At 71.4% G+C, this 23,956-nt stretch carries 17 protein-coding genes and 2 pseudogenes; 8 read left to right on the top strand and 11 right to left on the bottom strand.

Annotated elements, in window-relative coordinates; translation table 11 throughout:
- The first annotated feature begins 958 nt into the window (after positions 1-958).
- A complete protein-coding gene (locus tag ACZ9QC_RS42460; RefSeq protein WP_472918012.1) occupies positions 959-3,346 on the top strand; it encodes a helicase associated domain-containing protein in 2,388 nt (795 codons plus the stop codon).
- Positions 3,347-3,431: 85 nt separating this feature from the next.
- Here ACZ9QC_RS42460 and ACZ9QC_RS42455 read toward each other — a convergent pair whose 3' ends face one another.
- Positions 3,432-3,617, bottom strand: coding sequence for a hypothetical protein (locus tag ACZ9QC_RS42455; RefSeq protein WP_472921968.1), 186 nt, complete (start codon positions 3,615-3,617; stop codon positions 3,432-3,434).
- Between the two features lie 169 nt (positions 3,618-3,786).
- On the opposite strand from ACZ9QC_RS42455, the gene tap reads away from it, so the two are divergent.
- Positions 3,787-5,898 carry a telomere-associated protein Tap gene (tap, locus tag ACZ9QC_RS42450; protein ID WP_472918011.1) on the top strand — a complete coding sequence of 704 codons (2,112 nt, stop codon included), beginning with the start codon at positions 3,787-3,789 and terminating at the stop codon, positions 5,896-5,898.
- A 3-nt stretch (positions 5,899-5,901) separates the two neighbouring features.
- A complete protein-coding gene (gene tpg, locus ACZ9QC_RS42445) occupies positions 5,902-6,459 on the top strand; it encodes a telomere-protecting terminal protein Tpg (protein ID WP_472918010.1) in 558 nt (185 codons plus the stop codon).
- 395 nt (positions 6,460-6,854) lie between these two features.
- Here the strand turns inward: tpg and ACZ9QC_RS42440 are convergent.
- Together ACZ9QC_RS42440 and ACZ9QC_RS42435 are read right to left on the bottom strand one after the other, a co-directional pair.
- Positions 6,855-7,087, bottom strand: a pseudogene (locus ACZ9QC_RS42440) (helix-turn-helix domain-containing protein); the annotation flags it as partial.
- A pseudogene (locus ACZ9QC_RS42435) lies at positions 7,084-7,248 on the bottom strand (XRE family transcriptional regulator); the annotation flags it as partial. The pseudogenes ACZ9QC_RS42435 and ACZ9QC_RS42440, both read right to left, overlap by 4 nt.
- 255 nt (positions 7,249-7,503) lie before the next feature.
- Between ACZ9QC_RS42435 and ACZ9QC_RS42430 the strand changes: the two are divergent.
- Positions 7,504-9,654 carry an MMPL family transporter gene (locus ACZ9QC_RS42430; protein ID WP_472918009.1) on the top strand — a complete coding sequence of 717 codons (2,151 nt, stop codon included), beginning with the start codon at positions 7,504-7,506 and terminating at the stop codon, positions 9,652-9,654.
- Between the two features lie 115 nt (positions 9,655-9,769).
- On the opposite strand, the gene ACZ9QC_RS42425 is transcribed toward ACZ9QC_RS42430, so the two are convergent.
- The 3 genes from ACZ9QC_RS42425 to ACZ9QC_RS42415 form a co-directional block, all read right to left on the bottom strand.
- The gene (locus tag ACZ9QC_RS42425) at positions 9,770-11,221 is read right to left on the bottom strand and encodes a HAMP domain-containing sensor histidine kinase (protein ID WP_472918008.1); all 1,452 of its coding nucleotides are present in this window, start codon (positions 11,219-11,221) and stop codon (positions 9,770-9,772) included.
- Positions 11,218-11,910, bottom strand: a complete 693-nt coding sequence (locus tag ACZ9QC_RS42420; RefSeq protein WP_472918007.1) for a response regulator transcription factor — start codon at positions 11,908-11,910, stop codon at positions 11,218-11,220. The genes ACZ9QC_RS42425 and ACZ9QC_RS42420 overlap by 4 nt, the downstream gene beginning before the upstream one ends.
- Positions 11,911-12,628: 718 nt before the next feature.
- Positions 12,629-13,090, bottom strand: coding sequence for a carboxymuconolactone decarboxylase family protein (locus ACZ9QC_RS42415; RefSeq protein ID WP_472918006.1), 462 nt, complete (start codon positions 13,088-13,090; stop codon positions 12,629-12,631).
- Between the two features lie 68 nt (positions 13,091-13,158).
- Here ACZ9QC_RS42415 and sigJ point away from each other — a divergent pair, with 68 nt between their 5' ends.
- Both sigJ and ACZ9QC_RS42405 read left to right on the top strand, forming a co-directional pair.
- Positions 13,159-14,043, top strand: a complete 885-nt coding sequence (gene sigJ / locus ACZ9QC_RS42410) for an RNA polymerase sigma factor SigJ (protein ID WP_472918005.1) — start codon at positions 13,159-13,161, stop codon at positions 14,041-14,043.
- A gap of 248 nt (positions 14,044-14,291) precedes the next feature.
- Positions 14,292-14,750 (top strand): carboxymuconolactone decarboxylase family protein, encoded by a 459-nt coding sequence (locus ACZ9QC_RS42405; RefSeq protein ID WP_472918004.1) that lies wholly within the window; start codon positions 14,292-14,294, stop codon positions 14,748-14,750.
- Positions 14,751-14,908: 158 nt separating this feature from the next.
- On the opposite strand, the gene ACZ9QC_RS42400 is transcribed toward ACZ9QC_RS42405, so the two are convergent.
- A complete protein-coding gene (locus ACZ9QC_RS42400) occupies positions 14,909-16,438 on the bottom strand; it encodes an MFS transporter (RefSeq protein WP_472918003.1) in 1,530 nt (509 codons plus the stop codon).
- A gap of 374 nt (positions 16,439-16,812) precedes the next feature.
- Between ACZ9QC_RS42400 and ACZ9QC_RS42395 the strand changes: the two genes are divergently transcribed.
- Both ACZ9QC_RS42395 and ACZ9QC_RS42390 read left to right on the top strand, forming a co-directional pair.
- The gene (locus tag ACZ9QC_RS42395) at positions 16,813-18,315 is read left to right on the top strand and encodes an MFS transporter (protein ID WP_472918002.1); all 1,503 of its coding nucleotides are present in this window, start codon (positions 16,813-16,815) and stop codon (positions 18,313-18,315) included.
- A gap of 110 nt (positions 18,316-18,425) precedes the next feature.
- Entirely contained in the window at positions 18,426-19,163 is a 738-nt protein-coding gene (locus tag ACZ9QC_RS42390) for a gamma-glutamyl-gamma-aminobutyrate hydrolase family protein (protein ID WP_472918001.1), read from the top strand.
- Here the strand turns inward: ACZ9QC_RS42390 and ACZ9QC_RS42385 are convergent.
- The 4 genes from ACZ9QC_RS42385 to ACZ9QC_RS42370 form a co-directional block, all read right to left on the bottom strand.
- Positions 19,127-20,317: an FAD-dependent monooxygenase gene (locus ACZ9QC_RS42385; protein ID WP_472918000.1), complete on the bottom strand. Its 1,191-nt coding sequence runs from the start codon at positions 20,315-20,317 to the stop codon at positions 19,127-19,129. The two genes, ACZ9QC_RS42390 and ACZ9QC_RS42385, sit on opposite strands and share 37 nt — an antisense overlap.
- A gap of 217 nt (positions 20,318-20,534) precedes the next feature.
- On the bottom strand, positions 20,535-22,004 hold the full coding sequence (locus ACZ9QC_RS42380) for an FAD-dependent monooxygenase (protein ID WP_472917999.1): 1,470 nt from the start codon (positions 22,002-22,004) through the stop codon (positions 20,535-20,537).
- Between the two features lie 99 nt (positions 22,005-22,103).
- Complete coding sequence (locus ACZ9QC_RS42375) at positions 22,104-23,042, bottom strand: alpha/beta fold hydrolase (RefSeq protein ID WP_472917998.1); 939 nt, start codon at positions 23,040-23,042, stop codon at positions 22,104-22,106.
- A 44-nt stretch (positions 23,043-23,086) separates the two neighbouring features.
- Positions 23,087-23,923, bottom strand: coding sequence for an NAD(P)H-binding protein (locus tag ACZ9QC_RS42370; RefSeq protein ID WP_472917997.1), 837 nt, complete (start codon positions 23,921-23,923; stop codon positions 23,087-23,089).
- Between the last annotated feature and the right edge of the window lie 33 nt (positions 23,924-23,956).

Genomic DNA, 23,956 nt, shown 5'->3' with positions numbered 1-23,956 from the left:
GCGCCAACTTCCGCCCCCAGGGTGATACATGGCCGAATCTCACCCCTTAGCGGTCGGTTGTCCTGTACGCTGGTGGGGTGTTGCTGAGCCTGTCCGTGCGGGTTTCGGGAGTTGAGGAGGGGTCAGGGTGGAGCGTAAGCGGAGCCCGTCACTGTGGTGGGGCCGGCACCTGTCGGGCCGATGGTCCGTCACTTCCGTTGTGGGGGTGGTGGCTGGGATTCCCAGCGGCTACACAGGCCCGCACGTGATGCACTTCCCCTTGCTGCCAGCCGTGGCGACCGCGCTTGCGCGGGTGCCCTCAATTCGCGCTTGCGCGAATTGACACCCCGTCGGAATTCCGTTTACGGAATTCCATTCCGGCGCTTGCGCCGGAATTCGAATTGCGCTTGCGCAATTCGCGCTCTATGCCCCGGCTTGCCGGGGCATATCCCGCTCCGCGGGATATGCAGCGCTGGCGCGCTGCATAGTGACACCCTCCGCTTCGCTTCGGGTGTTGGCTCCGCTGACGCTCCGCCAACTTCCCGCTTGCGCGGGAAGCGAATTCCGCAAGCGGAATTCTAAGTGCGTGTCAATTCGCGCAAGCGCGAATTGAGGGAATCCCGCAAGCGGGATTCCTGAGGCTGGCAGCAAAGGACGGACCGTCGGCCTGGCAGGGTGCCGGTGCCGACCTCGTTGTAGTGACGGGTTCCGCTGCGCTCCACCCTGAACCCCTCCCCCGTGTCTACCTGTCCCGACATGCTCACCAATGGCCTGTCAGCATAAGGACAATCGAGCGTTCGTGGGTGAGATTGAGTCATTTACCAGCCTCAGGTATGAAGTTGGCGCGTGGGTGATGCATCACGAGTTGTGGCTGTGTAGAGTCTGGGATCAGATGCTACACCCATACCGCCGCGCCACCTTGCGCCTGGATTCCATTTGTTATTACGCGCTGCATTCTGCGAAAAGGAGAACACGGGGCATGGCCGTGAAGCTGCGTGATCACCAGATCGAGGCCGTCGCTGCCATCGTGCGCGGTCTTGATGTTCCGCCGGGTGGAATTCCCTGGAATGGTCTTCGTGGGCAGGTGCACGCCGCGTGTGGCACGGGGAAGACCATCATGGCTGCCGCGTCGGCGAGGCGGCTTGTGCCCAGGGGGCGTGTGCTCGTGCTGGTGCCGACGCTGGATCTGCTGGCGCAGACGGTGAGGGCGTGGCACGAGGCCGGTCACAAAGGGCCGGCGGTGGCGGTGTGTTCACTCCAGGACGATCCGGAACTGTGGTCGTTGAAAGTGCGCTCCACGACGAACCCGATCCAGTTGGCGTTGTGGCACGGCTCCGGGCCCGTGACCATCTACGCGACGTACGCCAGCCTGGGTGTCCTGGCGGAGGCGTTCGAGGGTGTCTACGGTCAGAAGCTTGATCCAGTAGACCTCGCGGTGGTTGATGAAGCCCACCGGACAAGTGGCTCGATGGGTAAGGCGTGGGCGGACATCCACGACCAGAGCGTCATCCCGGCGCACCGGCGGCTGTATCTGACGGCGACGCCGCGGATCTGGGAAGAGCGGCTCAACCGCGAGGTTGCCGAGGGGGTCCGGGATCCGCTGTCTCGGGAGATGGCGGCGTCCATGGATGACGAGAAGGTCTTCGGGCCTGTCCTGTACAAGCTCTCGCTCGCCTCTGCCGTCTCCCGGGGCCTGTTGGCGCGGTACCAGATCATCGTCCTGGAGCTGAAGGATCCCGTCGTCACCCCGGAACGGCTGATGGGCGAGGAGCGGCACACCGAAGAGGTCCGCGGGCAGCGCCTCGGAGCCCTCCAGGCCGCATTGCTGCGCACCATGGCTGAGCACGACCTATCGACGTGCATCACCTTCCACCACCGCACCATCGAGGCACAGGCGTACGCGGAAGGACTGGAGCGGGTGGCTGCGAAGCTGCGCGCGGATCAGCCCGAGGCGTACCCGAAGCGGATCTGGGCCAACTGGCTGTGCGGCGAGCACGTCCCCGAACGCCGGCGGGAAGTCCTCGGCTCGTTCGGGTCCACGGCGCAGCGGGCCGTGCTCGCAAACTGCCGGGTTCTGGGCGAGGGCGTCGATATTCGAAGCGTGGATTCAGTCGCCCTGTTGGACCCCAAGGGCGCGCCCCACGACATCGTCCAGGCCATCGGCCGGGCACTCCGGCAGAAGCCCGGACAGGGCAAGCTCGCCTCCCTGATCGTGCCCGTATTCCTCCAGCACGGAGAGCAGCCGGAGGATATGTTCACCTCGGGATCGTATCGGCCCTTGGTGAAAGTCCTTGAGGGCCTGCGGGCCCACGATGAAGAGGCCGTGGAACTGCTCGCCATCCCCCAGGAACCGCAGAAAGACGTCGCGCAACCGTCCGTGAACATCGGCTCTGCGCCCGAGGAAGGCGAAGAAGAATCCCGTCTCCTGCTCCGCTTTGCAGCTCCGCGTGACCCGGTCACGGTCGCGGACTGGGTCTCCTTCAATGTGATCGACACTGAACGCCAGGACTGGGCACGCGGCTGGGCGGCCCTCAAGAAATTCACTGAGCGCGTCGGGCACGCCCGCGTCCCCTACGGACACCGAGAGGGCGCGACACCCCTCGGGCAGTGGGTGGCAGAACAGCGAAGGGCATATGGGGCAGGGCAGATGACCGGCCAGCGCGCAGCACGGCTGGAGAAGCTCGGCATGGTGTGGTCCCTGGCCGATGAACGGTTCCAGGAGAACCTGGAAGCCGCGAAGGCCTACTACGACCAGCACTGGACGCTGTGCGCGCCCCGCTCCGCGAAGATGCTGGACCGGCCCGTGGGGCAGTGGCTCTCCAACCTCCGAAGGCCCCGCGCCCTGGACGGACACCCCGAGTGGAAGACGGCGCTGGAGGCCGTGGACGAGGACTGGGACCCGGCGTGGCCGGCGGACTGGCAGCGCCATTACGCCGCACTGCGCGAGCTGGTGCGCGAGGAGAGTGACCCCTCGGTCGTCACGCCAGGCGTCACCGTGCACGGCATGGACATCGGGAAGTGGCTGATCCGGCAGCGCAAGCCCGAGGTCTGGCATGCCCTGACCGACGGGCAGCGCGAGCGCCTGGAGCAGCTCGGCATCACGCCGCTGGCCCCGCAGCCGCAGGCGTCCCCGGGGCCGTCCACGGCGCCCGTGGGGGCCTTCGAGCGGGGCGTGGCGGCCCTGGCGCAGTACAAGGCCCGCGAGGGCTCCGTGAAGGTCCCCAGGGTCCACGAAGAGATCATCGTGGTTGACGGCCAGGAGCACGTAGTGAAGCTCGGAGTGTGGCGCAGCAACATGCGCAGCAGGCAAGACTCGCTGCCCGATGCACGGCGCCAGCTGCTCGCGGACCTCGGTCTGTTCGACTGAGTTCAGTGGCTGGTCGACGCTGCTGCGTGGCGGGGCTGCTGGACGGGACTTCTGATCGCAGGGTTCTGTCTACGTTCCGCTTCGCTCAGGAAACCGGCTCGGGAACGTCACCCGGCCTGACCGGCACGATCTGGACACGTGTGCAGCCCACAGCTTTGAGTTCGGTGCGGCGACGCTTCGCCGAGCGTTTGTCGTACCTGCCGGCCGACGCCTGCGGGACGCCGTCAGGGTCGGTCCACAGCAGACCGTAGTGCTGCATCACGCTCGTCATGGCGATCACACTTCCCCTCCCCGGCGACCGTAAGCACGCTGCGCGAAGCCCATCGCCAGACAAACTTCGCCGCACCCGCCCGGCCGCGCTAGGGAGGAGATGAGCCCTGGGGGCTAAGAAATGGGATAAGTTCGTGGTTAAGGATTACCTGGAGCGGGGGTGCGGGGTCATGCCATCCGAGGAAGAGCTGTTCGCGTCCGTCGACGCTCTGCTGAACGAGGAGCCACACCTGCCGCCACCGGCGGAGCGTGCCCGGCTGCGTGAGGCCGCCGGCATCACCCAAGCCCGCCTCGCCACCGCGCTGAAGACCACGACCCAGTCCGTGAAGAACTGGGAAAACGGCCGCAGCGAGCCGAAGTCGCCGCGCCTGGACGCCTATCAGCGGCTACTGAACGGATGGGCGGCGAAGTACCCCGCCCCCGGTGCGGCTCCGGCAGCCTCGGGTGTCGCGACGGCGCCCGCGGCGTCTACTGAGCCGGCCGCGTCCCGGGGGGAGACGGCAGATGTCCCGCAGGCTCCCGCCGTTCCGGCTGCGGCGCCGGCTCGCCCCGTCAGCCCCTGGCCCGCTGCGCCGTCGCGGCGTCCGGCCACGAAGAAGGCAGCTCAGCCCGCAGCCGATCCGCGTTTTCCCCACGGGCCCCTCGCGGTCCTGGACGGTGACGGCTCCGCATACGGCCTCGACGGCATCGTGCTCGACTGCCCCGCGACCACCGTGGTGGAACTGGTGGAGTGGACGCTGCGCGAGTCCGGCCTCGGAGCGCCAAAGCTGAACCGCTACGGCAAGGACAGCGACCCTCTGATCGTCCTCACCGCCGCAGCCGCCGTGAAGCTCGGGCTGCCGGAGCGCCTGGAAGGCCACGAGCAGCGCCGGTCCCTGCGCCTTCCCGAGGACCATCCAGTGGTCAAGGAGGTGGTGAAGGCGAAGTGGCGGCTCACTCAGCGCGGGTTCGGCCCATGGGCGAGGATCTACCGCAAGGCGCAGGGGCGCGAGCGGCAGTGCGTGCAGCTGGCGATCCTGTCCTGGGACGCTCTCGATGAGCGGTCCTGGCCCGGCGTGGCGGAGATGGAGCCGGCCGGCGTCGCCCGCGTCCTGGGGGTCTACGCCCGGCGGGTCATCACGCCGCGCGGGTCGACGGCGGTGTCGGGGCTGGAGCTGATGACGGCGCTGCGCCCGCCCACCCGCGCGGTGCGGGACGATGCGACCGGGAACTGGGTGTCCGGCTACAACCCGGGCTCGCTGGGCACGGAGCCGATGGACCCGGCGCCGCCGGAGGCCACCGCCGAGCACCCCGTCGTCGTGGACTCCGGCTGGACGGGCGGGTTCCTGAACGAGGAGGCGTACCAGTGGGTGCGGCCGGTGGACCTGCTCACCGATGAGGAGTGCACCCTGCCCTTCGCGGTCGGGCTGGACCTCAACACCGCGTTCCTCGCCGCCGCGGCCCGCCTGGTCGTCGGCCTGTCCGCCCCCGACCACTTCGTGAGCCCGACGTTCAGCCCGAAGATCCCCGGCTCCTGGCTGGTCGACCTCTCCCACGTCGAGGTGGACCCGCGCCTGCCCTCGCCCTTCACTCCGGACGGCACCCGGCCGACGGGACCTGCCTGGTACCAGACACACACCGTCGCCTACGCCCAGGAACTCGGCTACAACGTCACCCCGATCGAGGGGTACCTGCGGCGCGAGACCGGCGCGTATCTGGACCCGTGGCACGACCGGTTGAAGAGCGCCTACGTCGACACCCTCGCCGACCTCGGCGTCACCAAGGAACTGTCCGACACCGAGTTCCTGGCGGCGATGGAGCGGCACAAGGACACCGACCCGGCGATGGCCGCTGTCCTCGCCGCCATCAAGGCCACCGTCAAGGGCGGCATCGGCAAGCTCCGCGAGCGCCCCCAGGGAAGGAAATACAAGGAGGGTGAGCGGTGGCCGGCGCTTCAGCGGCCGACCTGGCGGCCCGACATCCGCGCCGCCGTCATCTCCAAGGCCCGGGTCAACATGCACCGCAAGCTGCGCAACATGGCCACGATGACGGGTCTGTACCCGCTCGCCGTGCTGTCCGACTGCGTCGTCTACCCCAGTCCCGGCCCTTCGCCCCTGGACTTCCTGCCGTACGCGGCGTCCGGCAAGCCGCAGCCGGGCGGGTTCCGCCTCGGCCCCACGCCGGGCCTGGCGAAGCTGGAAGGCGTCCAGTCGATGCTGTGGGCGGTCGATGTGATGGAGCAGGGGTACAACCCCGCCCGGCACATCAAGGGCGGCGACGCGGTCCTCGACGAGGGAGAGTAGGCCGTGGGAGAGATCGACGACGCCATCGAACGCGCCGACCGGGAAGCCTTCACCCGACGGCCGCCCAAGACACTCCGGGCACGCATCAACTTTCTGATGAAACAGCTCAAGACGACCAGGGCCGTCGCGGCGGAGATCGGGGTCAGCCAGCGATCGGTGGAGCGCTACCGCAAGGGCGAACGCAAGCACCCGCCCAAGGCCATCGCCGAACGGATCGACGCCGCCGTATGGGCCCGTTGGCAGCCACAGGTCCGCAGACGTCGCCGGAAGCGGGCCGCCGCCACGGGTGGGATCACTGTGGAGACAAGAGCCCGGTTCGGCTACACCGCGCCCATCGGCACCACCGACGACGGACGCTTGCGGCGACTGACCGTGCACCTCCCCCCGGCGTACGCCCGGCGCCTCTTCGACGCCCGCGAGGCCGGAGCAAGCGACCAGCAGATGCGCGGCATCATCGCCGAAGGGCTCAAAGAGATCTACTTCCAAGACGGCGGAGCCCGCGCCCGGGGACTCTCCGACGTCACCCTCAACGACATCGACTACCTCGACCTCGACTACTAGCCCCGGCACCGACCGCGGCCCGGGCCCTGCTTGTTGCGACTGAGCGCGATGGATGCCGCGAACTCGCGCAGAGACCGGTTGTCGGAGGGCGCGATGGCGTGCCAGGTACGGCCGTGCCTTCCGCGCGCGCATGGGCGAATGCGCCCAGCAGGGCGCCGTTGGCGTCCTCGTGCTCAATGCCTTCGGTGTGGAGCAGCAGATTCGGCCCGGGCGCCCTGCCGGCCCGGGGCCCTGCTGTCTTTCTTCGGCAAGGAAGGTCCATAGCCGACAGACTGGACGAGCGTCGCGACAGAGACTCAGGACGCCTCCGTGCAGCCCGCCGGTTCGACGGCCGCTTCTCAGCGGCCCGCCAGTAACCCAACCACCCCAGTCACACCGCTCGTTCGACAGACCTGGCCGTCCAGCAGGCAGGCGTATTTGGTGCGGATCTCGCCGGCCGGGTGGCGGCCGTTTTCCCATGCGCTGAGGGTTGACGGCTCACGCCGAGCGCGCGTGCCACCTGCGCCTTGGACAGGCGGGCCCGCTCCCGCGGCTCGCGGCGCAGGTGGTGGGGCGGGAGTTCGGCCTGCGGGCCGACGGTGTCGAGCAGTGAGTCGAGCAGTGAGTCGATCGCGTCGAAGTCGCTCACCGGCTCGTCGCCTTCGTCTCGGTGCGGGCGCGGCGGTGCCGGTCGGTGGGCAGTGCCTCGCATGCTCTGGTCGGGCCTGCGAGCAGGTCCAGCGCGCCGATGCCGTAGTGCTGGGCCAGGACGTCGACGTCGCGCAGGCTCCAGGAGACGGTTCCCCCGCGGGGGTGGAGGCGTTCTGGGTGGACGAGGAGGTTGCGGGTGTGCCTTGGGGCGGTAGGTCGGCGGCGGCGGCCGGCGGGGCGGCTGCTGTCGGCGCGGTCAGGGCCGAACCGATGACGGTTGCCAGGGATGTCAGTGCCGCGCTGGGCATGGTTCGGCCGGCCGGTCTGAGCAGCGCATTAACAGTCGCCTCAGGTTCGCTCGCTAGGAAGTCGGCATCCAGACAAGCGATGCAACCCGTATGCAGGAGGCTAGTGATGGCAGTCGACGCAGGGCCGTCCGGGCAGGCGCCGGCCGGCCGGTGGGCAGGCCGGTGGGTGCCCTGGTTGGTGATCGGCTTGTGGCTGGTGCTGGCGGCGGGCATGGTGCCGCTGAGCGGAAAGCTGAGTTCGGTCACCACCGACAGCGCCGTGGACACCCTGCCGGCCGGTGCCGAGTCCACCAAGGTGGCGGTGCTGGACGACAGTCTCCCCGGCGGTGACGACAACACGTTCGTCTTCGTGTACCACCGCGGCGGCGGCCTGACCGACGCCGACCGCGCGACGGTCGAGCGCCACTCCAGCGCCCTTGCCGAGCGGTACCCGCCGAAGGCGACGGCGGCGGCCGGCGAGGACGGCGAGGGCGCACCGGCGAGCGCTTCCGCCGACGGCAGGGCGATGATGTTCACCCTCGAGGTGAGCACGGCCCACGGCGAACCGGAGACCCTGGTCGGCCCGTTGCGTGACGCGGCGAAGGACCGCCCCTCGGGCCTGGAGCTCGAGGTGAGCGGCCCGGGCGCGATCGACGGCGACATGGATGCCGTCTTCGACGGCATCGACGTGCAGGTCCTGCTCACCACCATCGTCGTCGTCACGCTCCTGCTCATCCTCACCTACCGCAGCCCGGTGTTGTGGATCATCCCGCTGGTGGCCGTCGGCGCGGCCGCGCTGACCGCGATGGGGACCGTCTACCTGCTCGTCAAGGGCTTCGGCATCGTGGTCAACGACCAGAACTCGGCGCTGCTGACGATCCTGGTGTTCGGCGTCGGCACGGACTACGCGCTGCTGCTCATCGCTCGATACCGGGAGGCGCTGCACCACCATGACAACGTCCGGGTCGCGATGGTCCACGCGCTGCGCGGCGCGGCGCCGGCCATCGTCGCGTCCGCGGCCACCGTGGTCGCCGGTCTGCTGTGCCTGCTCGTCGCGGACCTGAACAGCACCCGCGGGCTGGGCCCGATCGGTGCGGCCGGCATCCTGTGCGCGCTGGTGGCCATGCTGACGCTGTTCCCGGCGGTGCTCGTGGTGCTCGGCAGGCGGATCTTCTGGCCGGCCGTCCCGCGGTTCAGCACGGCCGTGGAGGAGAAGCCGGGGCTGTGGGGGCGGCTCGGTGTCGCCATCAGCCGCCGCCGGTGGGTGGCGACGCTCGGCTCCCTCGGGGTGCTCGGCGTGCTCGCTCTCGGGCTGGCGGGCGACACCGGCGCCCTGCGCGAGCAGGACCAGTTCCTGTCCGCGCCGGAGTCGGTCACCGGCTTCACCGTTGTGCGCCGGCACTTCCCCGAGCTCGGCGGGCAGCCGATGACGGTCTTCACGCGGCCGGCGCACCAGGAGCGGGTGCTCGACATCGTCAAGGACACTCCCGGTGTGGCCCTGGCCGTCCCGGAGCAGACCAGCGGTGGCTGGGCCGGCATCTCCGTGTTCCCGAAGGACGCGCCGGACACCGACGCGGAGTACGACACGATTGAGCGGGTGCGCACCGCCGTGCACGCGGTGCGCGGGGCGGAGGCGATCGTCGGCGGGCCGAGTGCGGAGAACCTCGACACCGAGGTGACCACCAGCCGCGACGAGAAGCTGGTGATCCCGCTGGTGCTCGTGGTCGTCCTGGTCGTCCTGGGGCTGCTGCTGCGCGCGGTCCTGGCCCCGCTGGTGCTGATGGCCACTGTGGTCGTCTCGTTCGCCGCGGCCTTCGGCGGCAGCGTGTTCGTCTTCGACACGATCCTCGGGTTCGAGGGTGTCGACCATGCGGTGCCGCTGCTGGCGTTCCTGTTCCTGGTGGCGCTCGGCGTCGACTACAACATCTTCCTGGCCAGCCGGGCCCGGGAGGAGACCGCGCGCCTGGGCACCGAGAAGGGCATGCTCACAGCCCTCTCGGTCACCGGTGGCGTCATCACCTCGGCAGGCCTGGTCCTGGCGGCCACGTTCGCGGTCCTCGTCACACTTCCGCTGGTGATGCTGATCGAGGTCGGGTTCCTGGTGGCCTTCGGCGTGCTGCTCGACGCCCTGCTGGTGCGGTCGGTCCTGGTGCCCGCCCTCACCCTGCTGATCGGCCGGCGGATGTGGTGGCCGAGCCGGCTGTCCCGTCCGCTCCCGCAGCTGCCGGACGGTCAACGGTCGCTCGCCGACGAGGAGGAGCCCGCGCTGCAACGGTGAGCGGGGCGGCACGGGACGAGATCCGGGACGGGCCCCAGGCCCGTCCCGGATCTCGTTCACGGCCCCCGTCGGCCGCCGCCCCTTTGGTCCTGCGCCGCGCCGCCGGGGCGGCGGGTCAGCAGGCCGCGGTGTCCTCCCCGGCGGTGAGCCGAGCGATCGGGGCGGGCGGGGCCGCGGCCGGAAGGCCGACCCGGAGCAGCGCGCCACCGCGTGCGGAGCGGGCGACGGTGGCCCGGCCGCCGTGGGCGTCGACGACCCGCTGCACGATCGACAGCCCCAGACCGGAGCCCGGCAACGCCCGGGCGCTGTCGGCACGGTAGAACCGGTCGAACACCCGCGGTACGTCGGCGGCGTCGATGCCCGGCCCGGCGTCGTCGACCTCGAGCACCGCCGACGCGCCCTCGGCGCGGAGGCGGACCTGGACCGGCTGGTCGGCGGGTGACCACTTGCCGGCGTTGTCGATGAGGTTGAGCACCGCCCGCTCGAGCGCGGCGGGACGCCCGTTCACCCACACGGAGCTCACGTCGAGCGCGACCTCGATGTCGGGCGTGCGGGAACGCGCCCGGGTCGCGGCGGCCGCCACCACGTCGGCGAGGTCGAGCACCTCGGTGCTCTCGTCGCTGACGTCACCGCGTGCCAGGTCGGTCAGCTCGGCGGCGAGGGTGCTCAACTCGGCCACCTGGGCGCCGAGATCGTTGAGCAGCCGGCTCCGGCTCTCCGCCGGCAGTGCGCTGTCCAGGGTGCCGCGCCGATCGAGCCGGATCAGCAGCTCGACGTTGAGGCGCAGGCTGGTGAGCGGGGTCTTGAGCTCGTGGGCGGCGTCCTCGGCGAGCAGCCGCTGGGCCCGCCGGGAGTCCCGGAGCGCGGCGAGCATGTCGTTGATCGACTGGATCAGCCGCCGGATCTCCCCACCGCCCTCGTCCGGGATGCCGGCGTCGAGATCCCGGGTGTGCGCGACACGGACCGCGGCGGCGGTCAGCCGGTCGATCGGTGCCAGCCCGGCCCGTGCCACGGTCCGCCCGACCAGGGCGCCGCCGGCCACGCAGAGCAGCCCGATCAGCAGCATGCCCAGCCCGAACCGGTTGATCGGGCTGTCGTCGACGACGCGGGCCACCTGGACCGCGCCGTCGCCCGCCCGCAGCGTGTAGATGACGTAGCCGTCCTCGTCGCTGTCGTTGGACTCCATCAGGTCGGCCGACGCGCCCTGCGCCACGCGCCCGGCGTGCTCGCTGACCGGGGGCAGCGCGGGTTGGCCGGCCGGTGTCCGGGTCGAGCCGTCGGGCAGGACGACCCGCACCAGCCGGCCGGATCCGGGATACGGCGGTAGCTGGACCTGCGCCAGACCGGCGCGCTCCGCGGTCGCGGCCAGGACGCGGGAGTCGGCGCGCAGCTGATTCTCGGCGCTCTCCCGCAGTTCCCAGTCCAGTAGCTCGCTGGCCACCTGGAAGGCCACGAACACGCTGACCGCGATGGCCGTGGCCGCGATCACCGTCAGCCTGGTCCGCAGGGACCGCCGGCGCCACCATCGGATCAGCCGGCGCGGTTGCCGTCCGGCGGGCCCGCTCACGGAGAAGTCTCCCGCAACGTGTATCCCAGGCCGCGCAGCGTGTAGATCAGTCGCGGCTCCCCCTCGGCCTCCATCTTACGGCGCAGGTAACTGACGTACACCTGGAGGTTGTTGGCGGTGGAGCTCATGCCGAAGCCCCAGATCGCCTCGAACAGCGCGTCGCGGGTCAGGACCCGGGTCGCGTTGCTCATGAGGACCTGTAAGAGGGAGAACTCGGTCCGGGTCAGGTGCAGCGGCCGCCCGCCCCGCCACGCCTGGAACCTGTCGGGGTCGAGCCGGACGTCGGCGTACGACAGGATCTGCGACTCCTCCTCGGTCGGTGTGCGCCGGCGCAGCAGGGCCCGCACCCGGGCCAGCAGTTCCTCGGTGGCGAACGGTTTGGGCAGGTAGTCGTCGGCGCCCGCGTCCAGCCCCGCGACCCGGTCGGAGACCTGGTCGCGGGCGGTCAGCATCAGCACCGGCAGATCCCGGCCCGCGGCCCGCAGCCGCCGGCAGGTCTCCAGCCCGCCGAGGCGGGGCATCATGACGTCCAGGAGCAGCAGGTCCAGCGTGTCGCCGCCGGCCTCATCGACCCCGTCGAGCACGGCGAGACCGTTGGCGACGGTGCTGGTGTCGTAGCCCTCGACCTGGAGCACACGCTCCAGCGAGTCACGGATGGCCGGGTCATCATCCGCGATCATGATCCGCACGCCGGCCCGCCCCCCTTCCAGTCGGTGTTTTTGCCGCTCATTGTCTCCGATCAACCTGAGGCCAGGCTTAGAGGAGCGTCGCTGGGGGCCGCGCTCTCATACGGATGTCCAAGGAGGGCGGCAGGTGGTGTGTTCCCCGTTTCGCGCTTGCAGTTGTGGCTGTCGGAAATCGGCCGGCATGCCGGGGTGGGAGCCGGGATCGTCCGGTTTCCATGGCCGTCGCGAACGTGAGGTCGATGCGCGACGGGGCAGGTGCGGCTGCCGTGGGAAGTGCGGGAACCCGCCCTGGCACGGGGAGCGCCGAGCCGGATTCCCGGGCGAGGGCGCGGTCCCGCGCCGCTCGTCATGCCGCCGGTGCGCGGCGAGTTGGCCGGAATGATCTGGGCCCGCCCCTTTTGAAGGTGGGTCGGGACGTGCTCACCGGGATCGCGGAACTCGCGGAGTTCGCGGGCGTCGCCGCGCCGGGCCGGCGCGCACGAGGTGGTCCCGGTCGGGCAGGCACGCGGCGTCGCCACCGCTTGCGGGCTGCCGGTCGCCGGCCCGGCGGCGTGCCTGAACATGCCGCGGCGGCTCCTGCGGGCTCGGTGAAGCTTTCGGTGGCGCAGACGACGCCGGTCTTTCAGGGGCCGCGGAGGACGGATACGGATCCTGAAGGCCGGCGTCGTGTCAGGCCCCCCCCGGGGGCGGAGCGGGCCGGGGACGGGCCGGGCGGGGGGTGTCAGCCCCAGGAGGCGCCTGCGGGCTCCTCGATGGCGGTGTTGACGCGGTTGAAGAAGTTGGTCAGGCCGATCATGAGGATGATCGCGGAGAGCTGTTCCTCGTTGAAGTGGTCGGCCGCCCGGTCCCAGACGTGGTCGGGGACCGCCTTGCCGGAGCGGTCGGCGATGCGGGTGGCGGCCTCGGTCAGTTCCAGTGCCGCGCGCTCCTCCTCGGTGAAGAACGGGGCCTCGCGCCAGGCCGCGACCGCGTGCAGGCGCTCGTCGGTCTCTCCGTGCTTCTTCGCGCCCTCCACGCCCGCGTACAGGCAGGCGCTGCAGGCGTTGATCTGGCTGGCGCGCAGGTGGACCAGTTCCAGCAGCCGGGGGGAGACTCCGCCCTGGTACATGGCCTTGTAGATGTTCTGGATGCCCTTCATGGCGTCCGGCAGTACCACGGCGGGGTTCTTCATACGAGCGTTCATCTCGGCTGTCCTTTGCATCGGTTAGCGTCCCTCACCACTACGACGGACGCCGACACGAGGGTGTGACAGTGCGGGAAGAGAAAGTTCTGGCCGAGCGGTTCGAGGCGGAACGGGTGCGGCTGCGGTCGGTGGCCTACCGGATGCTGGGGACGATCGCCGAGGCGGAGGACGCCGTTCAGGAGTCGTGGCTCAGGCTCAGCCGCAGCGACGTCGGCGAGGTGAGGAATCTCGCCGCGTGGCTGACGACCGTGGTGGGGCGGGTCTGTCTGGACATCCTGCGCTCCCGTGCGGCGCGGCGGGAGGATCCGCTGCCCGAGCAGGACGGGCGGGTGCGGCTGCCCGATCCGGTCGTCAGCGGGCTCGGGGCGGTCGATCCGGAGCAGGAGATCATGGTCGCGGATTCGGTCGGGATCGCGCTGATGGTCGTCCTGCAGACGCTGTCGCCGGCGGAGCGGCTGGCGTTCGTGCTGCACGACATGTTCGACGTGCCCTTCGAGGACATCGCCTCCGTGCTGGGGCGGACGCCGGCCGCGACCCGGCAGCTCGCCAGCCGGGCGCGGCGGCGGGTGCAGGGGGCCGCCCCGGCCGCCGACAGCGACACGGCGCGCAAGCGTGAGGTGGTGGACGCGTTTTTGAACGCGTCGCGCGGGGGCGACTTCGAGGCGCTGTTGGCGATCCTCGACCCGGATGTGGTGGCCTGTTCGGACGGGGGCGGGCAGGCGGCGAGTCTGCTGCGGCGCGGGGCGGCCGATGTCGCCTCGCAGGCGGTTCAGTTCGCCAGGTTCGCCCAGGACGCCCATGTCGTGCTGGTCAACGGATCGCCCGGGGTGGTGTCGTTCGCCGGCGGGCGGGCGATCTCGGTGCTGTCGTTCACGGTCCGGGGCGGGCGTATCGCGGCGATGGACGTCCTGACCGATCCGGAGCGGCTGGAGGCGTTGCGGCTGGTTGCCTGACGGTTCGCTCAAGGGTGGGTCGAGGAACGCTTTTGTGCTGGTGGAGGGGCGGTCCGGCCGGGCCGTGGGGGCGGGGGAGGTAGGGCATGGTGGTTCTCGGTCTCCTGCGGACGCGGGCCGGAAGGGGGCGAGGCCGGGGCACGTGTCGGGGGGTTCTTCGTCATGTGTTCTGCCGGCGCCGCCGTCATTCGTCGTGGTCCGGCTCGTCATGCGAGAGCAGTAGGCACCCTGTGAATCTTGGAGGAACCATGACCGCCCGTATCCCCAATCCCGCCGTCGCCGCCGGCCCGGACGTCATCCCGGCGCTGATGGGCGTGGCGGGGGCCGTGAAGAAGATCGGGCTGCCGGAGACGACGCTCAACCTCGTCTACCTGCGGGCCAGCCAGATCAACGGCTCCAGCTGGAACGTGAACAAGCACGCCTTCGACCTGAAGGCTGCCGGTGAGAGCGACGAGCGTGTGAACACCGTGGCGGCCTGGCGCGACGCGCCGTTCTTCACGGACGCCGAGCGTGCGGCGCTGGCCCTCGCCGAGGAGGCGACCCGTCTGGCCGGTCCCGACCCGGTGTCGGACGACGTGTGGGCCGAGGCCGCCAAGCACTACAACGAGCAGGAGCTCGCCGGTCTGTTGCTGGCGGTCGGCTTCAACAACCTGTGGCACCGGCTGATGCCGACCACCCGTCAGCCCGCGCAGTCGCTGGCCGGCTGAGCGTCGTCGTTCGGTCGAGTTCGTGTCCGGCCGGGCACGGAGCCGCTTCGTTGCGGCTTCCGTGCCCGGCCGGACTTCTTTTGCGGGGGCGTCGTTCGGGGCACGAAGGGGCCCCGCCGCTCCCGAGTGGGGGCGGCGGGGCCGGGGGTGGCGGGGTGTCAGTGCTGGCTGTCGGTGGTGAGGACCGCGCCTGCCGGTGCTGCCGGTGCGACGGCCTGCGTGGGTTCCTGGGTGGTGGTGCTCGCCGGCTTCTGGCCGCGCGGCATCAGGAAGGTGACGACGAGCAGGGCGACGAAGCCGAGGACCGCGGCCGACAGGAAGGCGTGGTGGTTGGCGGTCTCGTACGCCTTGGTGATCAGGCCCGGGTCGCCGTTGGCGGAGGCGAGCCTGGCGCCCATGCCGTTGTAGGCGATGGTGGCGATGACGGCGAGGCCGAGTGCGCCGCCTGCCTCCTGGCTGGTGTTGATCATGCCGGCGCCGACGCCCGCCTCCTCGCCGGAGACTCCGACGAACGCGGCGATCTGCAGGGTCACGAAGACCATGCCGCAGCCGAGGCCCAGCAGGATGAACGGGGCCAGCAGGTCCACCGCGTAGTGGCCGTCGGCCGGGGCGCGCACCAGCAGCAGCAGGCCGGTGACCGTCAGGGTCAGGCCCAGCATCACCACGGCGCGTGCGGCGACCTTGTTGACCAGGCCGGAGGCGATGCCGGCGCCGACGGCCACGGACACGGCCAGCGGCACGTAGGCGAAGCCTGCCTTGAGCGGGGAGTAGCCGAAGACGTCCTGCATGAAGAGGCTGGCGAAGAAGAACAGGGCGCTGAAGGTGCCGAAGACCAGCACCGCGGAGAGGTTGGCGGTGCGCATGGTCTTCAGGCGGAAGAACTTCAGCGGCATCATCGGGGACTTGACCTTGGTCTCGATGACGAGGAACGCGGCGAGCAGGGCGGCCACGGCGAGAAGCGAGCCGATGGTGCGCAGGCTGTCCCAGCCGACGGTGGTGGCCTCGCCGAGCGTGAAGATCAGCAGCAGCAGGCCGCCGGTGAGGGTGGCGGCGCCGAAGGTGTCGAACTGGCCGCGGGTCTCGGCCTTGCTCTCGGGGATGATGCGCGGGGCGAGCAGGGCGGCGCCGAGGCCGATGGGCACGTTGATCCAGAAGATCCACCGCCAGCTGGCCGCGTCGGCCAGCACGCCGCCGAGGATGACGCCGAGGATGGAGGCGATGCCGGAGAGGGATCCCCACAGGCCGAGTGCCTTGTTGCGTTCGGGGCCCTCGGTGAAGGTGTTGGTCAGGATCGCCAGGGCGGCCGGGGTGATCATGGCGGCTCCCAGGCCCTGGACGGCGCGGGAGATGATCAGTACGTTGCCGGTCTCGGCGAGGCCGGAGGTCAGGGACGCCAGGGCGAAGATCGTGAAGCCGATCTGGATCATCCGGCGGCGGCCGAAGGTGTCGGCGAGGCGTCCGCCGAGCAGGAGGAAGCCGCCGAGAACCGTCGCGTACGCGGTGACGATGTAGTTCAGGCTGACATCGGACATGTCGAGCCCGCTCTGGATCGAGGGCAGCGCGAGGTTCACGATCGACACGTCGGTGAAGACCATGAACTGGCCCATGCACACGAAGGCCAGGATCGCCCCGGGGTTGAATCCCGCCCCGAGGCCTGGTCGGCTCGTGGTTGAGTCGGGGGCAGCCATTGTGAACTCCTCAACTGTGCAGGATCGGGTCGTCGGAAGCGGTCCTGGACGAAGGAGCCGCCGGGTGTGCCGTAACTCCCGTTCGTCGGTGACAGGGTCACGAACGTGGCGTGGAACCCTGTGGTCCGAGGACGGGTCTCGGAAAGTACACAGGCCCCCGGCACAGAACGGCTCGAGAGTGACTTGAGCCTGTCATCACGCCCGGACGGCCGGTCCGGCGCCCGCGCACACGGGCTTCGGCGGCTGTGCGGGTCGAGGGCCGACGCAAGCCTCGTGTGCGGGGCTTGAGCCCAGCTCAAGAAGGTGTCCAGTGCGGCGTGATCGGTTGTCGGCAGTCGTGTTACGCCCGACCGCCGCCGCGAAGGACACCCGTCATGACGACCACACCTCCCACCCGGCCGGACACCGTCTGCGTGCCGGGGCCGTCCGGCACGCAGGCGGCCGGGCCCGATCCGTTGCGCTGGTGGGCGCTGGCGGTCGTCGCCCTGGCCCAGCTGACCGTGCTGCTGGACGGCACGATCGTGAACATCGCGCTGCCCTCGGCGCAGGCCGATCTGGGCATGGGGGACGGCGGCAGACAGTGGGTGATCACCGCCTACTCCCTGGCGCTGGGCGGGCTGTTGCTGCTCGGCGGGCGCGTCGTGGACCTGGTGGGACGCAAGCGGGCGTTCGTCGTCGGACTGCTGGGCTTCAGCGTCGCCTCCGCCGTGGGGGGTGCCGCGACGACTGCGGTGATGCTGTTCGCGGCGCGGGCCGGGCAGGGGGCGTTCGCCGCGCTGCTGATGCCGGCCGCCCTGTCGCTGGTGGTGACGATGTTCACCGACCCCCGGGAGAGGGGCCGGGCGTTCGGGGTGTTCGGGACGGTCTCCGGTGTCGGCTCGGCCGCGGGGCTGATCTTCGGTGGACTGCTCACCGAGTACCTGGGCTGGCGGTGGTGCATGTACGTCAACGTGCCGGTCGCCCTGGTCGCGATCGGTGGCGGGCTGCGGGTGCTGCGCGGGGACGAGCGGGGCCCGGGTGGGGCGCGGCTGGACGTGGTGGGGGCGTTGTGGGGCTGCGGCGGGGTGACGGCGGCCGTGTACGGCTTCGGCGCGGCCGAGGGGCGGGGCTGGGCCGACCCGTCGGTGCTGGGGGTGCTGGCTGCGGCGGTGGTGCTGCTCGTGGTGTTCGCCGTGCATCAGGGCCGGGTGCGTGATCCGCTGCTGCCGCTGCGTGTCGTGCGTGAGCGGGTGCGGGCGGGTGCGCTCGGGATCGCGGCGCTGGGGCAGATCGGCACGTTCGCGGTGCTGCTGTTCGTGACGTACTACCTGCAGGTGGTCCTCGGGTTCTCGGCGGTCGCCGCGGGTGTGGCGTTCCTGCCGCTGACGGTGGGGATGACGGGCGGGGTGACGCTCGCGGCGCGGCTGGCTCCGCGGTCGTCGGCGCGGTCCTTGGTCACGCCGGCGTTGCTGGTGGCGGCGGCCGGGGCGCTGCTGCTGACGCGGGTGGGCACCGACTCCTCGTACGCGGCGGTGGTGCTGCCGGCGCTGGTGCTGTGCGGGTTGGGGCTGGGCGGTGCGGCGATGACGGCGATGACGGTGGCGACGGCGGGGGTGGCGCCCGCGGACTCGGGGGCGGCGTCCGCGGTGTTCACCGCCGCGCAGCAGGTCGGCGGGTCGGTGGGTACGGCTGTGCTGAACACCGTGGCGGCGTCCGCTGCGGCCGATCGGCCGGCCGGGACGCCGCCTGGGGGGGCGCGGGCGGAGGCCGCCGTGCACGGGTTCACCGTCGCGTTGTGGGCGGTGGTGGCGCTGCTGGTGGCGGGTGCTGTCGCGGCGCTGTTCCTTGGGGCGCCGCGCGGGGCGGGCGGGGTGCGCGGGCGGGCGGGGGCACGGTGAGGCCGGTGGGCCGTCGGGGGTGTGCGGCGGTGCGCGAGTGAGGGTCCAGGGGCGTGCGGTGGGCTGCCTGGGGGGGGGGACGTCGACTCAGTGAAGGATGTGCATTGCCCATGAGCGGACCGGTGGTGGCCGTCACGGCCGATACGAGCATGCTCAGTTGGACCATCTGGAAGGACGTGCCCGCGGCCGTCCTGCCCCTGGCCTATCTGGAGAAGGTGACCGGTGCGGGCGGCTCGCCGGTGCTGCTGCCGCCGTTGCCCGACGCCGTCGAGGAGGTGATGGAGCGGGTCGACGCGCTGTTGATGAGCGGGGGGCAGGACATCGAGCCCGCCCGTTACGGCGCGGTGCCGGGGCCGTATGCCCTGCCGTCGGACCCGGTGCGTGACGAGGCGGAGCTGCGGGCGCTCGCCGTGGCCGAGCGGCGGGGCATTCCGGTTCTGGGGGTCTGCCGGGGTCTGCAGCTGATCTCGATCTTCCGCGGCGGCACCCTGCACGAGCATCATCCGCGGCACTCGCCGAAGGTGCCCGGCCGCTACGAGGGGCGCACCGTGCGTCTCGCGCCCGGCTCGCTCGCCGGGCGGGTGATGGGCTCGTCGGCGACCGTGTACTGCCATCACCACCAGTCCGTCGACGTGTTGGGGGCGGGACTGGTGGCCACCGGCTGGTCCGAGGACGGGCTCGTCGAGGTCGTCGAGGATCCCTCGGCCCGGTTCGTGGTGGGTCTGCAGGCGCATGCCGAACTGGGCGAGGACACGGCGGGGTTGTTCAGGGCCTTCGTCGACGCCGCCCGCGCCGTGGGCCCCGCGCGGGGTCACACCCGTGCGGCCAGGTCCGCCTCCACGTCGTAGGACTGCGCCAGGGCGACGTCCCGGACCAGCTGCCCGATGCCTCCGCGCGGCGCGCCGGGTGTGCTCGGCGGGGTGGACAGGCGCTCGGAGCCGCCGCCGAGGGAGCTTTGGCGTACGCGGCTGGTGTGCGCCAGGCGCAGGTTCTCGTAGCGGGCGAGGGCGGCGGCGGGCGCGTTCGGGCCGTCGCCGCTTCGGGCGAGGCAGGCGGCCAGGGCCACGGCGTCCTCCACGGCCTGGCTGGCGCCCTGGCCGTGGTGGGGCAGCATCGGGTGGGCGGCGTCGCCCAGCAGGGTGGTGCGGGCGGTGCTCCAGCGCGGCAGGGGCTCGCGGTCGTACAGGCTCCAGTGCCCGGCTTCGGTGGCGGCCTCGAGGAGGGTGCGGGCGGCCGGTTCGGCGCCGGTGAACGCGGCCCGCAGCGCGGTCAGGTCGGCGGGGCGGCTCCAGGAGTCGCCGGAGGCGTCCCCGTCGGGGACGACGGCGACGAACGCCCAGGCCCGGTGGGAGCGCACGGGGTGGGCCAGCAGCCGTCCGGCCGGATGGGTCCAGGTGAGCAGGGTGTCTGCGGGCAGGCCGGTGACGTCGTCCGCGGGGACGACGGCCCGGATCGCGGCGCTGCCGGAGAACACCGGCCGTTCGACGCCGGCGAGCGCGCGGCGCAGTACGGAGTGCACGCCGTCCGCGCCGACGACCACGTCCGCGCGGCAGGCGGCACCGTCGGCGAAGTCGATCGTCACGCCGCCGGGGTCCTCGGTGACCGCGATCGCGCGCCTGCCGAGGTGGATGTGGGCGGCGGGCACCTGGGCGGCGAGCAGGGCGTGCAGGTCGGCCCGGTGCAGGGTGTAGTGGGGGCCGTCGAACCGGTCCGCCCAGGGCTTGCCCATCGGCTGGCGCACGAGGACGGTGCCGGTGTCGAAGGCCCGCACCTCCATCACCTCGGGCTGTACGGCGGCCGCGTGCAGCTGGGCGCCGAGGCCGAGGCGGGCCAGCAGCCGGCTGCCGTTGGGGGCGAGGTGGATGCCGGCGCCGATCTCGCCCAGCGCGGGCGCCTGTTCGTAGACGTCGACGCCGATGCCCAGGCGGCGCAGGGCTGTCGCGGTGGTCAGTCCGCCGATGCCTGCTCCGATGACGGCGACGTGCAGCGGTCGTGTGCTCATGTGGTGCCTTTCGGCTCGCGCGTCCTGGTGCCCCGCGCGGCGTGCGCACCGCCGGTGTCCGGGGTCTTCGCCGGTCCGGCACGGCGGGCGGGAGGCGGCGGCCGGGGGCGCGTGTGCGCCGCGTCCAGGTCCCTGCCGCCGCCTCCCGGGTGGCGCCCTGGGGCGCCTTCGACCCTAGGGCCGCCCGGCTGCCCGGGGCGGCCCGGTGGATCGGTCCTCAAGCGGCCCCGAACCAGCGCCTGAGCGCCTGTTCGAGGTCCGCCTCGTCGGGTGCGGCCCAGGCGATGTGCCCGTCGGGGCGCACCAGCAGGGCGTGCGGGGTGTCCGGGTGCCGGGTGTCGTCGTCGAAGTCGCCGGTGACGACGTCGACCCGGTCCGTCCAGGGTGCGGCGGTGGTGCGCAGGGCTTCGGCGTCGTGGGCGGCGGAGGTGATGATCAGGACGCCGCGGGCGGTGTGCAGCAGGTCGGCGACGCGGGTGGGGTTGCCGTCGGCGAGCTTGAGCGGCAGGTCGGGGCGCAGTCTCAGGCCGAGCCGCGGGTGGGAGCCGGCGCCCATGTCGTAGCGGATGTCGAGGCCGCTGACCTGGCCGGCGAGGTGGCGGGCGACGTCGGGGTCGGCGACGAGTTCCTGCATGACGGCGCGCAGCGGCTGCATCTCCTCGCCGCTGAGGTAGAGCTTGGTCTGGGCGCGGGTGTTGCGCATCAGGAGCTCGCCGACGGGGTGGCGTTCGGTGTGGAAGGTGTCCAGCAGCCCTTCGGGGGCGCGGCCGTTGATGGCGGCGGCGAGTTTCCAGCCGAGGTTGGCGGCGTCCTGCACGCCCACGCTCATGCCCTGGGCGCCGGCGGGCATGTGGATGTGGGTGGCGTCGCCGGCGAGGAAGACGCGGCCCTTGCGGTACTGGGCGGCCTGGCGGGTGGTGTCGGTGAAGGAGCTGATCCAGCGCACTTCGGCGTCGTGGATGCTCTCGCCGGTCATCTCCTGCCAGGCGTCGGCGATCACGGAGAAGGTCAGGCCGCTTTTGTCCTCGGGCGGGCGCAGGGACTCGTTGTGGATGACGATGCGGGTGACACCGTTTTGGAGGTTGAAGGACATCACCATGCCGCCGGGGACGCGTTCGCCGATGGGCCGGTGGGGGATGTCGGTGTTGACCAGGTCGGCCATGTACATCCCGCGGGTGGCCTCCCAGCCGGGGAAGTCGATGCCGGCCATCCGGCGCACCAGGCTGCGGGCGCCGTCGCAGCCCACGAGGTACTGGGCGGCGAGCCGGCCGGGCCCGTCGGGGCCCCGGTAGTCGACGACGACGTTGTCGTCGCTCTCGTGGTAGCCGAGGACCTCGTGCGAGCGGCGGATGTCGACACCGAGTTCGTCGAGCCACTCGCACAGGATCTGTTCGGTGCGGTACTGCGGGATGCCGCGCACGCTGAAGTGGTTGTCCTGAAGCCGGGAGAAGTCGATGCGCACGCCGCCGAAGTGGCCCTGGGCCCATTCGACCTCGCCGAAGCGGGCGAGCAGGCCGCGCTGGTCGAAGACTTCGGCGGCGCGGCGGGTGAAGCCCACGCCGCGGGATTCGCCGCTCGGGGCGGGCAGTTTCTCCAACACCGTGACGTCGACGCCGCCCAGGCGCAGTTCGCCGGCGAGCATCAGCCCGACCGGCCCGGCGCCGACGATGATTGCGCCCTTTGGCATGTCGTACTCCTTAACGCAACTGGCCGCCGCGGGCGGGCGGTTGCCAGGTCGGCTGTGGTCGGTCGGGTCAGGACCGGGTCAGCGGTCAGTGGTTGGCGGTCAGTGGTCGGTGGTCGGTGGTTGGCGGTCAGTGGTCGGTGGTCGGCGGAAGAAGTCCAGGAGGTAGTGGGTGATGAGCTCGGGTTCTTCCTCGGGGAAGTAGTGCACCGACTGCTTGACCCGTTCCACGCGCACGTCGTCGGCCAGCGTGGGCAGCGTCGTGCGGAAGTGGTCGTGGGAGAAGCGGGAGCCGATGCCCAGCAGGGGCGCGGTGACCTTGGGGTAGGTCTTCAGGTCCGCGATGTCCTGGTGGTAGGCCTGGTACCAGCCGCAGGCGGCGCGGATGCCGTCGGGGCTGTCGTAGGCGGCGGCGTAGACGGCGCGGTCGCGGTCGCCGATCAGGGACTGGTCGTCCAGGGCGTGGCTGAACAGCCAGTCGATGACCTGGCGCATACGGCCGGCGTACAGCACCTCGGGCAGGTGGGGGACCTGGTTGAACGCCCACCACCAGCGGGTGATGCCGGTGCCCGGGCGGGCGATCAGCCGCAGGTCGTAGTAGCTGTCGTCGGGGTGTGCGGTGTCCAGGAGCGCGACCTTGCGGGTGGCTTCGGGGTGGTTGGCGGCGAAGGCGAAGGCGACCATGGCGCCCATGTCGTGGCCGGCGATGTGGACGTCGTGGTGACCGAGGTGGCGGATCAGCGCGTGGATGTCGGCGGCCATCGTCTTCTTGTCGTAGCCGTCGGCGGGCCGGTCCGATCCGCCCATGCCGCGCAGGTCGGCCGCGATGACGGTGAAGTGCCGCGCCAGGTCGGGCAGCACCTTGTGCCAGGCCCACCAGGTCTGCGGGTAGCCGGGCAGCAGCACCAGCGCATCGCCGCTGCCGCCGGTGACGTAGTGCAGCCGGGTGCCGTTGACGTCGGCGTGGTGGCTGGTGAAGTCGCCGGGCAGTTCGCGCGCGAGTTCCTCGTCGGTCGGGGTGCGGCCGGCTTGCGCTGTCATGTCCCTCGTCTCCGTGGGGCGTCGGGTGGGGGGCGGACGGTTGGTCAGGCGGCGAAGGCGGCCGCGTTCTGCTCCGCCCATGCGCGGAAGGGGCGGGCGGGGTGTCCGGTGAGCAGCTGGACGTCTCCGCTGAGGGGGACGGGCCCGGTGGAGAGCGACCACAGCTCGATCAGGGCGTCGGCGATGTCGTCCGGCATCGAGTCGGGCTTGTGGGCGCGCCACACCGCGGGCGGGATCGGCTGGACGGGGATGTCACGGCCGGCGGCCTCGGCGATGACGGCGACCTCCTCGCGGAAGCTCAGCGAGGCGGGGCCGGTGAGGTGGTAGGAACGGCCGCGCGTCTCGGGGCGGGTGAGGGCGGCGTAGGCGCACTCGGCGATGTCCCGCTCGTCGATCGGGTCGGCGTAGCTGTCGGGGAAGGGCAGGGTGACCGTGCCGCGGGCCCGCAGCACGTACGCCCAGGAGGCGGCGTTGGAGGCCAGTGCTCCGCAGTTGAGGGTGGTGACGGTCAGCGGGGCGGCGGCCAGCGCGCGTTCGACCGCCAGGTGCGGGGCGGCGATCGGGTTGGTGCCGGCGTCCGCGCGCAGCACGGCGTCGGCGGACATCACCACGACGTGCTCGACGCCCGCGGCGACGGCGTCGGCGGTGAACCGCTCGATGTGGGTGGGGTCGCAGTACAGGAACACCGAGGTGACGCCGTCGAGGGCGGCCGCGAACGTGGTGGGGTCGTCCAGGGCGAGCCGTACGGTGGGGACGCCGTCGGGCGGGGTCAGTTTCTCGGGGCTCGCGGAGGCGGCTGTGACGGGTACGCCGTGGTCGGCGAGGAGCCGTACGAGCAGCGATCCGACCTTGCCGCGGCTGCCGGTGACGAGGACGGTCATGGCGGGTTGCCTCTCCTAGGGGGTCGCGGGGCC

This window comes from Streptomyces sp. HUAS MS02 (assembly GCF_055702265.1).
Note: the sequence above shows the minus strand (reverse complement) of the source record. Positions and strands in the feature narration are given on the sequence as shown.